This window comes from Shewanella sp. 10N.286.52.C2 (assembly GCF_002874545.1).
In the GTDB taxonomy this organism is placed as follows: Bacteria; Pseudomonadota; Gammaproteobacteria; order Enterobacterales; family Shewanellaceae; genus Shewanella.
Genome location: NZ_MCTV01000057.1, coordinates 115,080 through 127,853, shown reverse-complemented (window position 1 = coordinate 127,853; position 12,774 = coordinate 115,080). Strand labels below are relative to the sequence as shown.

Below are 12,774 nucleotides of genomic sequence, written 5' to 3'. Positions count from 1 at the left end.
ATGCTAATTAAACGCATTAACTTGGCCTTGTTGGCGCTCGTCATTATGACCAGTGCTGGTTGCGGCTTTAAATTACAACGTAGCTATTCAATTCCTGCCGAACTTGAAGAATTGCACCTGCGTTCCAATGACCAATACAGTGAACTGACCCGTCTAGTTAATGAACGCTTACGTATTCACCGTGTGGCAACCGTACCCGCATCAGATGAAACACCCACTTTAAGCCTCATCAATGACTCACTAGAGCGTGCTACCCTGTCTTTATATCCTACGGGTAACGTAGCTGAGTATGAGCTTATTTATGTGGTTAATTACACTGTTATGTTCCCAGGCAGCGAGCCACAGCGATTCGTATCTGAAATTCGCCGTGATTATCAAGACGATCCGCGTACAGCACTAGCAAAAAGCCGAGAAATGGAAATGTTAGTCAAAGAAATGCGTATTCAAGCGGCTGATAATATTATCCAAACTCTGGCCTCAATCGAGGTGAATTGATGCGGGTTTACCCAGATCAATTAAATCAGCATCTCAAAACACTCCATGGTTGTTATTTACTCTTTGGTGACGACCCATGGTTAATTGAAAACTGCAAAGCGCAAATTCTCAGCGCGGCTAAAAAACAAGGTTTTGAAGAGCGGGTACATTTAACTCAAGACAACAGCTTTAGCTGGAATGATTTGCAACAAGAGTGGCAATCAATGAGTTTATTTGCCAGTCGCCGCATCATCGAGTTGACGCTTCCCCAAGCAAAACCTGGCACCGAAGGTTCGGCAGCGTTAACAGCCATGATGCAAAATCCTAATCCGGATATTATTCTGATTATCCATGGGCCAAAGATATCTGCTGAAACCAAAAGCAAATGGTTTAAATCCCTTGATAACGACGGTATTTATTTACCTTGCGCTACCCCTGAAGGGAAACAGTTCCAGCGCTGGTTAGATAATCGCATTCATTTTTACAAGTTACAGGTGCAGATGGACGCCAAAGCCATGCTGTTTAACTTGTTTGAAGGTAATTTGTTGGCTGCTGAGCAAGCCTTGCAATTATTGCAATTACTCAGCCCTGATAAGCCAATCCACAGCGATCATTTAAACGATTATTTTGAAGATCAGTCGCGCTTTACTGTGTTTCAGTTAACCGATGCGCTACTAGGAAACCACCAAAAACATGCCCAGCATATGTTGGTACAGCTTAATGCTGAAGGCACTGCGATGCCAATTCTAATGTGGGCATTGTTTAAAGAGTTAAATGTATTACTCAGTTTAAAATCTGCAGTAGAGCAAGGCGAGCAACTGAATAGTTTATGGTCTAAACATCGTATTTGGGATAAGCGTAAACCCTTTTATCAAGCGGCATTAACCCGACTGAGCCTCAGTCAAATCGAACACATGCTAGCCTTTGCCTCAAAAATTGAGCGCAACCTCAAGCAGCATGGGGTAGAAGATTGGACCGCTATCAGCCATTTAAGTCTGTTATTTGATCCTAATGCCCACAGACGATTAGCCCATATAGAACTGCAAACATGAAGATTGGGATTTTAGGCGGCACCTTTGATCCCATTCATTATGGTCATATCAAACCTGCCATTGAAGTAAAACAACAGCTCAATTTAGACAAAATTTGGCTAATGCCTAATCATATCCCGCCTCACAAACAAACCACTAAAGTTAGCAGTGAGCAACGCTTAGCTATGGCTGAGTTAGTTTGTCAGCAATATGATGAGCTTGAAGTGTGTGATATCGAAATTAATCGTGATAGTCCATCTTACACTGTGACCACTCTTGAGTTATTAACCCAGCGTTATCCCCAGCATCAATTTTATTTCATAATGGGCACAGACTCTTTTATTCAGCTAGCGTCATGGTATCAATGGCAGCAATTATTTGCCCTGTGCCATTTGGTGGTTTGTCGCCGCCCTGGTTGGTCAGCGAGCCATGACCATCCGATGATGCAACTGCTTAAACAAAAGCAAGTAGATTGTCAGCAAGCTGAGTCGATTGAGGCTAAAGTTGGCAATATATTCCCAGTTGAAGTGACCTTGCAAGATATCTCCTCTACTGAAATAAGGGCGCAGCTGACTCAGTTAATGGCTAACGAAACTCACTTACCCACCCAAAGCACTAAACTACTCGCACAAAGCACTCATTTTTCCGCTGATGGCTCTTTGAAATTAGCAAAAGGCTCATTAAATAAAAAACTCCCAGCGTGCATCCAAGCCTATATTTTACAACATCAACTTTACCGTTAACCCCTCGTAATTCCCGCCTCAAAAATCGCTGCTGTTAAAATCAATTTCAGCTTCAATTGCGCTCGCATAGGTATTTTGCGTATAATGCCCCGTTATTTTTATATATCGAGGTAAGTGACGTGCAGAGCACGGAATTAAAAGATTTTGTTATCGATAAAATCGATGACCTGAAAGCCAAAGACGTTGTGGTATTAGACGTTGCAGAACAATCACAAATCACTGATTTTATGGTTATTTGCTCTGGCACATCAAAAACACACGTTCGCGCAATTGCGGAAAATATGATCGTTGAATCTAAAACTGCAGGCTTACAACCATTAGGTGTTGAAGGTCGTGAGAGCAGTGAATGGGTACTGGTTGATCTAGGTGGCGTAATCTTACATGTAATGCAAGACCAAACACGTGAGTTTTATGATCTAGAAAAACTATGGTCTGAAAACAACGCATAATGAAGTTACAACTGATTGCTGTTGGCACCAAGATGCCAGATTGGGTAACCCGCGGATTTGAAGAATACCAACGTCGTTTTCCTCGTGATATGGCGTTAGAGTTGATTGAGATCCCCGCAGGAAAGCGCGGTAAAAATGCTGATATAGCACGCATTCTTCAAAAAGAAGGCGAACTAATGCTAGCAGCAGTACCCAAAGGCAATCACATTGTAAGCCTAGACTTGCCTGGTAAGAACTGGGAAACCCCACAACTTGCCGAGCAACTCAGCAAATGGCAGCTTGATGGCCGTGATGTCAGTTTATTGATTGGCGGTCCTGAAGGTCTTGCGCCAGCATGCAAAGCTGCTGCAAGCCAAAGCTGGTGTTTATCCGCCCTCACTTTGCCCCATCCATTAGTTCGAGTACTGGTTGCCGAAAGCCTTTATCGAGCATGGAGTATAAATAACAACCACCCCTACCATAGAGAGTAAACCTTATTGGTCAAGGCTCTGGTAAAAGCAAAGCTAATTCAGCTAATATAACAAATCTGAATTTATTAGCCTGAATCTCATCGGAGAAAGCTTAAGTGTCGCCAAAAAAGCGCATTGCCATGCACGACCACGCTGCCGAGGCGTCGCTATTCAAACGTCGTGCTTTGTTCACTTTCCTGTGCGTGTTTATTCTCATCAGTGTTTTACTGTCTAACCTTTATCAACTGCAAGTTGTCTCATACACTGATTATGAAACCCGCTCTAATGACAACCGTATCCGCGTTGTGCCCGTAGCCCCGAGTCGCGGCTTAATCTACGACCGTAACGGCCAACTGCTTGCTGAAAACCAGCCGTTTTATACCCTAGAAGTCATCCCAGAAAAGTCTAAAGATATTACTGCGACCCTAGATAAACTCAATGAGGTTATTGCCCTTACTGAAGAAGAGCGTGAAAGTATCACTGAAAGATTACGTTATCATCGCCGCTTTAAACCATTAACCATCAAAAGCCGATTAACTGAAGAGCAAGTTGCCGCATTCAGTGTTAACCAACATCAATTCCCCGGTTTTAGAGTCGAAGCAGGCCTTAAACGCCATTACCCTTATGAAGATTTGATGACTCACGTATTGGGTTATGTGGGTAAAATTAACACCCGTGATCGCGCATCTCTTGAAAAATCGGGTACCTGGAAAAATTACGCCGCCACTAATGATATTGGCAAACAGGGGATTGAAAAGTTCTATGAGAGCCTATTATTAGGCACCCCTGGTCACCTTGAAGAAGAAGTGAATAACCGTGGCCGCGTGATCCGCACCTTGAAGGTGACCCCGCCAACGCCTGGGCAAGATATTTACCTCACCTTAGATTTAAAACTACAGCAAAAAGCTATGGAACTATTAGATGGTCGCCGCGGCTCAGTGGTTGCAATCGATCCACAAGATGGCGGCGTACTTGCGATGGTATCAAGCCCAAGTTATGACCCTAATTTATTTGTTCACGGTATTAGCAGCAAGGCGTATAACGCACTACTAAACGATAAATCACGCCCTCTTATCAACCGTGCAACCCAAGGCCAATACTCACCAGCATCAACAGTAAAACCGCATATTGCACTACTGGGCTTAGAACAAAAAGCCATTAGCGAAAAAACCCGCATCTGGGATCCAGGCTTTTGGCAAATCCCCAATGTCGAACGTAAATACCGCGACTGGAAACGCTGGGGCCACGGCTGGGTTGATGTATACAGTGCCATCATGGACTCCTGTGATACCTTCTTTTATGACTTAGCCTATAAAGTCGGTGTCGATAAGATTGCTGATTTCATGAACCAATTTGGTTTTGGCGAATCAAGTGGCATTGATATCTACGAAGAAGCTAACGGCATCATGCCATCAAAAGATTGGAAGCGCATGCGTTACAATCAGCCTTGGTATATTGGTGATACGATTTCGGTGGGTATTGGTCAAGGCTACTGGACCTCAACACCATTACAGCTTGCTAATGCCGCCACCATTTTAGCCAATCACGGCACCCGTTATACGCCGCATTTATTAAAATCATTTAAAGATGACACAGCTAAAATCGATACCCCGATTGATGAGCGTGAACCAATAAAATTAAACGATGATAATAACTGGGAAATCATTAACGAAGCGATGCGAAAAACGGCTGATAAGTCTCGCTTTACTGATGCCAAATATACCGCAGCAATGAAAACCGGTACTGCGCAGGTATTTAGTGTTGCCCAAGATGAAAAATACGATGCTGATACCGTGTCAGAGTTTTTACGAGATAACGCCTTAATTATTGCCTACGCGCCTTATGAAAACCCTAAGATTGTTCTCGCGGTGGTTATTGAAAATGCTGGCTGGGGCGGAGTCAATGCTGGACCTGTCGCCCGGGCGCTATTGGATGAATACATGTTACGAGATCAATGGATGGTGGAACAATGAATACCTCACACCACCCACACAAACAGACTATTTGGCAAAAACTACACATAGACTTACCGTTATTGTTGGGCCTACTCGCGCTAATGATTTTTGGCTTGTTTGTGATTTATTCTGCCAGCGGTGAAGACTTTGCCATGATGGAAAGGCAATTAACCCGCTTTGGCTTGTCATTATTTGTCATGTTTATCTTTGCCCAAATAAACCCTGAAATTCTCAGGCGCTGGGCTTTACCTATTTACGTGGCAGGTATCATCCTACTGCTTGGGGTACACTTTTTTGGCACCATTAATAAGGGCGCACAGCGCTGGCTAAACTTAGGCTTTATGGAGTTTCAGCCATCAGAACTTATCAAACTCGCCTTCCCTATTACTATGGCGTGGTACATCAGTAAATTTCCGCTACCACCGAAAAAACGTTATTTAGCCGGTGGTTTGGTTATTCTGCTAATTCCTACGTTACTGATTGCTAAGCAACCTGATTTAGGCACCTCAATTTTGGTCGCCGCTTCGGGGATTTTTGTGCTGTTTTTATCAGGCATGAGCTGGGTAATTGTCGGCAGTTGTGTGACCGCGGTTTTAGCCTTTTTACCGGTACTGTGGTACTTCTTAATGCACGACTATCAGCGCACTAGGGTGATGACCTTGTTTGATCCTGAGCGCGACCCTCTCGGCGCGGGTTATCATATTATTCAATCGAAAATCGCCATTGGCTCAGGTGGTCTATGGGGTAAAGGCTGGCTGCAAGGCTCACAATCACAACTTGAGTTTTTACCAGAGCGCCATACCGACTTTATCTTTGCTGTTATCGGTGAAGAGTTTGGCCTGATCGGCAGTTTACTGTTACTTGCCCTGTATATGTATATCATCGGCCGCGGCTTGGTTATCGCATCGCGAGCGCAAACCTCCTTTGCTCGCTTACTGGCAGGCAGTATTACCTTAACCTTCTTTGTTTATATTTTCGTCAATATTGGTATGGTATCTGGCATCTTACCTGTTGTGGGAGTGCCCTTACCTTTAATCAGTTATGGCGGCACCTCGATGATGACATTGATGATAGGTTTTGGCATTCTGATGAGTATTCAAACCCATAGACGCTTTGTGGATAGGTAATCCCAGCCAAATCTAATGAAATAACTTAATAAGGAAAACTGCCGCACAGCTGAATTGACATCACTTAGCGGTAGTCCAATTACACAGGACCTTAAATGCAAATAACAACTAAAATCGCAACAGCGCTGGCATTACTTCTCAGTTCAACAACACTTTTTGCGGCGCCAACGCCGCCAACAGAGCAAGAAGTCAGCGCACTAAAACAGGCTTTTATCACTGAACAAGTGAGCAAGGGCTTTACCGAACAAGAAGTTCAGCAATTCTTATCATCTGCTAATCATAATCAAGCCGTACTTGATGCTATTTCCAAACCTTGGGAAGCCAAACCTTGGCACCAATACTATCCCATCTTTTTAACTGACTCCCGTTTAGAAAAAGGCTTAGCCTTTTGGCAACAAAATGCTGAAACCATCAAGCAGGCCTCAGAAAAATTCCAAGTTGACCCGCAAATCATTGTTGCCATTATCGGTATCGAAACCTACTACGGCGGCTACATGGGTAACTATAAAGTACAAGATGCGCTGTATACATTAGGCTTTTACTATCCTCCTAGAGCCACCTTTTTCAGGAAAGAATTTGGCAACCTGATGTCATTAATTAAAGAAGAGCAATTAGATAATGACAACCTTAAAGGCTCTTACGCTGGCGCTATGGGTTATGGCCAGTTTATTCCTTCAAGCTATCGTCACTACGCGGTTGATTTCAGCGGTGATGGCCGCCGAGATCTATTGAATAGTAAGCCGGATGCTATTGGTAGTGTTGCTAATTATTTCCACCAACACGGCTGGAAAAAAGGCGCACCTGTTGCCCTTAAATTAAATCACACCGTTGAAACCGCGCCTAAAGCCAAGGTATGGCTTAAAGGTAAGCCGACACAAACTGTGGCTGATATCTTGACCCCAAGTTTATCCCTAGCGGCTGCCAAAGATATTGATGCTTCGCAATCTGCATTACTGATCAAACTTGAGCAACCCAAAGCAACAGACTACTGGTTAGGGTTTAATAACTTTTATGTGATTACCCGCTACAATCGCAGCCCACTATATGCCATGGCGGTATATCAATTTAGCCAGCAATTAGCAGCTGCGTACCACTCAGGTGCAGCCCCTGCACATGACAACAAATAAGATGCGCACTCACATGAACGGTCAAATAAACTGTCACATTAAATATGACATGCTAAAAAAGTCACTCATTAGTCTCGCCGTGGTTGGGTTGTGCGGTGCATTGGCTGCGTGTTCAAGTTCACCGACGCCAACTAGCCAAGATGACCGCTATCAGCTCAAAGATGATCGCGCCCCTAAAAGTGCCCCCGATGTCAGTAAGGTTGAAGATGCCCACCCAAAGTATGAGCCCTATAGTCGCCAAGGAAACCAGCAAAACTATACTGTGCGCGGCAAGTCATATCAGGTGATGTCGAGCGCGAAAGGTTTTAAACAAACGGGCGGCGCATCTTGGTATGGGTCAAAGTTTCATGGCCACCTAACATCAAACGGCGAAACCTATGATATGTACTCCATGTCAGCAGCCCATAAAACCTTGCCATTACCAAGTTATGTGCGAGTCACTAATGAGGCTAATAACAAACAAGTGATTGTCAGAGTCAATGATCGTGGCCCATTCCATGAAGGGCGCATCATTGATTTATCCTACGCAGCGGCCTACAAAATTGGTATGTTGCAGCAAGGCACCGCTAAAGTCAGCATTGAAGCCATTCATATTGAGTCACCAGAATCAATGGCACTAGATGAACTAAAAGACTCCAGCGTGCATTTTATTCAAGTGGTGGCCTCTAAAGATCTGCTGCGGATTAATGTGCTGGCAAAAGAGCTTGAACAAAAGTACCAAGTGCCGGCAAAAGTTGAAGCGGCTAATGGCTTTTATCGCCTTCAACTCGGGCCAATTGGACAGCGTTATTTAGCGAATAAAGTATTAGTGCAGCTAAAACAAGATGGCCACCCTAATAGCTATATGATGTACCCTAAAAAATAACCAGTTTTTGAAAAATAATAAATTAGCCTGCCTGACAGTTTATTTATGTTAATGAAGCTTAATGTCAAATTGTCAGCGACTAATGATATAATGTTTTTAATTATGTCGTTTATTCATTTAAACCTACTAAAGATGCTTTAAAGTAATAATCTTGCTTGGTTTTTATGCTATTTTTGATAAATGCGTTTGTTGGTGCTTTCACTAGCACATCAAACACGGTAAGTTAAAAATAAACCCTAAACGACGTCACCTTCTACATTGACCAGAGATGTGCCAATTTAATGATGAATATTGTTAACACTCCCCTAAAATCTTTGCTGTTGCTTTCTGCGGTATCTTTTTCATCTCAAGCAGCCAACGCAGCTAATGCACCTATGGTTATGCCTAATGCGCCGACTGTCGCCGCTAAAGCTTATGTTCTAATGGATTACAATTCAGGGCGCGTGATTGCTGAAAGCAATGCCTATGAATCACTTAACCCTGCTAGCTTAACTAAAATGATGACCAGTTATGTTATTGGTCATGAAGTTAAAGTCGGTAATATTTCTTTAGATGATGAAGTAACCATCAGTAAAAAAGCTTGGTCTAAAAACTTCCCAGATTCGTCAAAAATGTTTATTGAAGTGGGTAAAACTGTCACGGTCGAAGATTTAAACCGCGGCATTATTATTCAATCAGGTAACGATGCCTGTGTGGCAATGGCAGAACATATCGCCGGCACCGAAGATGGCTTTGTTGACTTAATGAACTCATGGTCAAAGCAACTGGGCATGACCCAAAGTTACTTTGAAAACTCACATGGTTTAGATTCTGATAATCACAAAACCACCGCCTATGATATGGCATTGCTAGGCGCAGCGTTAATTCGTGATGTGCCAGATGAATACCGTGTTTATTCAGAAAAATCTTTCACCTTTAACGGCATTAAACAATATAACCGTAACGGCCTATTGTGGGATAACAGCCTTAATGTTGACGGCATCAAAACTGGCCATACATCAGGTGCGGGTTACAACTTAGTGTCTTCAGCAACCAATGACGGTATGCGTCTCATTACCGTGGTGATGGGTACTAACAGCGAGTCAGCCCGTAAAGCTGAAAGCAAAAAGCTGCTTAACTACGGTTTCCGTTTCTTTGAAACCATTACCCCATATAAAGCTGGCGACACCTTTGTTACCCAAAAAATCTGGTATGGTGATCGTGAAACGGTTGATTTAGGTGTCGTTACCGACACGCCTATTACCATTAATCGCGGTCAAGCTAAAAACTTACAAGCAAACTTTGAGCTAACTAAGCCACTAACGGCGCCGTTAGCGAAAGGCGAAACTGTTGGCCGTGTTTTCTTCCAATTAGATGGCAAAGACATAGCTCAATTCCCATTAGTCACTTTAAATGAAGTCAATGAAGGCAGCTGGTTTAGCAAATTGATGGATTACTTCAAGCAAATGTTTGAAGGCTGGTTTGGTGAATAATAAGCTAAGCTATTTTCTAAATAATTAGCAAAATGGTCAGTTAAACAAACTGATATCTACAATAAAGCCACCTTCGGGTGGCTTTATTGTTATCGAAGCAGCAGCGCAAAACTAACGCCTTAGGTAATAAATTACAATGGCGCAGTAAAAATGACCATCAAACGCTGCTCGCAGACTTGTATTACAGTATAATTACCCCATATAGAAGTGATAACAGCTTCAACTGTACCTGCTGTAATATCTACAAACAGGCGCATTCAACCGTAGAGAGCAAACACATGTTAGAAACAAACTTTGGCGAACTAATGGATTTTCCAAATTCATGCCCATTCAAAGTCATCGGTAATGCTGACGATACCTTAGCTGATCGCATCGTTGCTGTAGCGCAAAAACTCGCACCTGGCGATTATGCGCCAACAGTCAAAGCATCAAGCAAAGGCACCTACTACGCAGTATCAATTCGTATTACTGTTACCAGTAAAGAACATATTGAGCAAGTTTATACAGATCTTGCTGCAATTGAAGGTGTAAACCGCGTACTTTAACACCGCTCAAAATGGTATAAAACGTGATCCACCTATCACTTTGATGTTATTTCAGTGATAGGTGCGTATAATAAGCCAACTTTTTTGAGGGAGAGCTTGCCCTTGCAAACTCAGACGTTACATATCAGGCATCTTGGCCGCCAAGATTACGAGTCGGTCTGGCATGCCATGCAAAGTTACACTGACAATCGCGACAGTGACAGCAACGACGAGCTATGGATAGTTGAACATTCACCGGTATTCACCCAAGGCCAAGCAGGCAAAAGTGAACACATTCTCAATCCTGGCGATATCCCAGTGATCCAAGTGGATCGCGGCGGACAAGTCACTTATCACGGCCCCGGCCAACTGGTTGTCTATCCACTCATTGACATAAAAAGAAGTAAACTCGGTGTGAGACAATTAGTGAATAATATCGAGCAAAGCATCGTTGATATGCTCGCCATGTACGATGTCAATGCTTACGCCAAAGCAGATGCACCCGGTGTCTATGTTGACGAGCGAAAACTCGCGTCATTAGGGTTACGCATTCGTAAAGGCTGCTCTTTTCATGGCCTTGCCCTCAACGTCGATATGGATTTAGCACCATTTCTGCGCATTAATCCTTGTGGTTATGCCGGACTTGAAATGGTGCAATGCAAAGCCTTAGGCGGCCCACAAACCGTGACTGAAGCTGGCGATAAACTGATTCAAACATTAAGCCAAGTATTAGGCTACCAAGAACTTGTACATCATCAAGGATTAGCAGAATAAAATGAATAGGCCTGAAAGATTACAACCCGGTGTTAAATTGCGTGATGCTGAAAAAGTCGCGCGTATCCCTGTTAAAGTGGTTCCATCTGAACGTGAAACCATGTTGCGTAAACCAGATTGGTTAAGAGTAAAACTCCCTGCATCAAACCAGCGAATTACTGATATAAAATCAGCACTGCGTAAAAACGGTTTGCACTCAGTATGTGAAGAAGCCTCATGCCCTAACCTTGCTGAATGCTTTAACCACGGTACTGCCACCTTTATGATCTTAGGGGCGATTTGTACTCGTCGTTGCCCTTTTTGTGATGTTGCCCACGGCCGTCCACTAAAGCCTGATGCAGCTGAGCCTAAGAAACTCGCGCAAACCATTCAAGATATGAAGCTTAAATATGTGGTGATCACCTCTGTAGATCGTGATGATTTACGTGACGGCGGCGCACAGCACTTTGCTGATTGTATTCGTGAAATCCGCATCTTAAATCCTGAAATTAAAATTGAAATTTTAGTGCCTGATTTCCGTGGCCGTATTGACGCCGCTTTAGATATTTTAGCCACTGAGCCACCAGATGTGTTCAACCACAACCTTGAAACAGCGCCAATGCATTACCGTAAAGCGCGTCCAGGGGCAAATTACCAGTGGTCATTGGATTTACTAAAACGCTTTAAAGACCGTCACCCTGATGTTCCAACTAAGTCAGGTTTAATGATGGGCTTAGGGGAGTCAAACGAAGAAATCGCCGATGTATTACGTGATTTACGTGCTCATAACGTCGAGATGTTAACCTTAGGTCAATACTTACAACCAAGTAAGTTCCACTTACCGGTTGAGCGTTACGTGCCACCAGCAGAGTTTGATGAGCTAAAAGCATTAGCTGACGAGATTGGCTTTACCCATGCAGCCTGTGGCCCGCTTGTACGTTCAAGCTACCATGCGGATTTACAAGCGCAAGGTAAAGAAGTGAAGTAAGCTTTATTTGCTTCCTAAGAGACTAAAACGGCGCCTAGAGCGCCGTTTTTAATGTCTGTTATTAATAGTATTACTTACCAGCTTGAACCATTGCTTTAATCACATGGGCTTTAACGAAATGATCAAGTTGATGAGTTTCAATCCACCAAGTCGCAGCTTCCATCAATAATATCGGGTCATCGTTCTTATTGGCAAAAAAGGCATAAAATGATAAACCAACATTATCGCCTTTGGCGGCAATTTTTTTATCGCACACTTGGATTATTTTGGCTCTTAACGACACTCTCATTTAACGCTCTTTATTGGTTTAACAATATTAATTTACTCAGCATATGATTCATTCAGTCATTTATTCTGGCAATAACCTGTAATCCATCAAGATAGCATCTTCACGGCCAGTTACGCTTGGGTAATAACCCGTGCGGCGACCTGCTTCAACAAAACCTAATGTATTATACAAGCCAATTGCAGCAAGATTAGACTGTCGAACCTCCAACATCACCACCACTGCCTGTTTCACTTTAGCATCATAGATAACATGATTAAGTAGCTGCTTTCCTAGACCCTTTCCTTGTTGATTCGGCGCAATACAAATATCTAATAACGTCAGCTCATCGACAATTTGCTGCACAATGGCAAAACCAATAAGCTCATCTTTATCAAAGACTCCATAAACGCGATATAAGCGGCCAAAACAGTCTTCTAAGCTTGCTAAACTCCAAGGGTGAGAATGTGCAGCAAACTCAATTTCAAACATTGCAGCTGTGTTTTCAGGAGATAATAACGAAATTGTTAAACTTGTTTGAGGAGAAGCTGA

14 protein-coding genes and 1 pseudogene are annotated in these 12,774 nt (G+C 43.2%); 13 read left to right on the top strand and 2 right to left on the bottom strand.

Annotation, left to right across the window (positions count from 1 at the left end):
* From lptE to lipA, 13 genes and pseudogenes are all read left to right on the top strand, one after another.
* Positions 1 to 495: an LPS assembly lipoprotein LptE gene (gene lptE / locus BCU94_RS17320; protein ID WP_102438991.1), complete on the top strand. Its 495-nt coding sequence runs from the start codon at positions 1 to 3 to the stop codon at positions 493 to 495.
* A complete protein-coding gene (gene holA / locus BCU94_RS17315) occupies positions 495 to 1,526 on the top strand; it encodes a DNA polymerase III subunit delta (protein WP_102438993.1) in 1,032 nt (343 codons plus the stop codon). Before lptE ends, holA begins: the two co-directional genes overlap by 1 nt.
* Positions 1,523 to 2,137 (top strand): annotated as a pseudogene (gene nadD, locus BCU94_RS17310) (nicotinate-nucleotide adenylyltransferase); the annotation flags it as partial. The gene holA and the pseudogene nadD, both read left to right, overlap by 4 nt.
* 230 nt (positions 2,138 to 2,367) lie before the next feature.
* On the top strand, positions 2,368 to 2,697 hold the full coding sequence (gene rsfS, locus BCU94_RS17305) for a ribosome silencing factor (RefSeq protein ID WP_076543101.1): 330 nt from the start codon (positions 2,368 to 2,370) through the stop codon (positions 2,695 to 2,697).
* A complete protein-coding gene (gene rlmH / locus BCU94_RS17300) occupies positions 2,697 to 3,167 on the top strand; it encodes a 23S rRNA (pseudouridine(1915)-N(3))-methyltransferase RlmH (RefSeq protein WP_076543100.1) in 471 nt (156 codons plus the stop codon). Before rsfS ends, rlmH begins: the two co-directional genes overlap by 1 nt.
* A gap of 95 nt (positions 3,168 to 3,262) precedes the next feature.
* A complete protein-coding gene (gene mrdA, locus BCU94_RS17295; protein WP_102477088.1) occupies positions 3,263 to 5,119 on the top strand; it encodes a penicillin-binding protein 2 in 1,857 nt (618 codons plus the stop codon).
* Positions 5,116 to 6,228, top strand: a complete 1,113-nt coding sequence (rodA, locus tag BCU94_RS17290) for a rod shape-determining protein RodA (RefSeq protein ID WP_102477087.1) — start codon at positions 5,116 to 5,118, stop codon at positions 6,226 to 6,228. Before mrdA ends, rodA begins: the two co-directional genes overlap by 4 nt.
* Before the next feature lie 95 nt (positions 6,229 to 6,323).
* Positions 6,324 to 7,355 carry a lytic murein transglycosylase B gene (gene mltB, locus BCU94_RS17285; protein ID WP_102477086.1) on the top strand — a complete coding sequence of 344 codons (1,032 nt, stop codon included), beginning with the start codon at positions 6,324 to 6,326 and terminating at the stop codon, positions 7,353 to 7,355.
* A 49-nt stretch (positions 7,356 to 7,404) separates the two neighbouring features.
* A complete protein-coding gene (locus BCU94_RS17280) occupies positions 7,405 to 8,220 on the top strand; it encodes a septal ring lytic transglycosylase RlpA family protein (protein ID WP_102439167.1) in 816 nt (271 codons plus the stop codon).
* Between the two features lie 281 nt (positions 8,221 to 8,501).
* Complete coding sequence (locus BCU94_RS17275; protein ID WP_076543096.1) at positions 8,502 to 9,692, top strand: serine hydrolase; 1,191 nt, start codon at positions 8,502 to 8,504, stop codon at positions 9,690 to 9,692.
* Between the two features lie 278 nt (positions 9,693 to 9,970).
* Positions 9,971 to 10,237, top strand: a complete 267-nt coding sequence (gene ybeD / locus BCU94_RS17270; protein ID WP_076543127.1) for a DUF493 family protein YbeD — start codon at positions 9,971 to 9,973, stop codon at positions 10,235 to 10,237.
* A gap of 102 nt (positions 10,238 to 10,339) precedes the next feature.
* Positions 10,340 to 10,990: a lipoyl(octanoyl) transferase LipB gene (lipB, locus tag BCU94_RS17265; protein WP_076543095.1), complete on the top strand. Its 651-nt coding sequence runs from the start codon at positions 10,340 to 10,342 to the stop codon at positions 10,988 to 10,990.
* Position 10,991: 1 nt separating this feature from the next.
* Positions 10,992 to 11,957, top strand: a complete 966-nt coding sequence (gene lipA / locus BCU94_RS17260; RefSeq protein ID WP_076543094.1) for a lipoyl synthase — start codon at positions 10,992 to 10,994, stop codon at positions 11,955 to 11,957.
* Positions 11,958 to 12,027: 70 nt separating this feature from the next.
* On the opposite strand, the gene BCU94_RS17255 is transcribed toward lipA, so the two are convergent.
* Together BCU94_RS17255 and rimI are read right to left on the bottom strand one after the other, a co-directional pair.
* The gene (locus BCU94_RS17255; protein ID WP_102477085.1) at positions 12,028 to 12,246 is read right to left on the bottom strand and encodes a DUF6500 family protein; all 219 of its coding nucleotides are present in this window, start codon (positions 12,244 to 12,246) and stop codon (positions 12,028 to 12,030) included.
* Between the two features lie 60 nt (positions 12,247 to 12,306).
* Positions 12,307 to 12,714, bottom strand: a complete 408-nt coding sequence (gene rimI / locus BCU94_RS17250) for a ribosomal protein S18-alanine N-acetyltransferase (protein ID WP_241905024.1) — start codon at positions 12,712 to 12,714, stop codon at positions 12,307 to 12,309.
* Positions 12,715 to 12,774 lie beyond the last annotated feature (60 nt).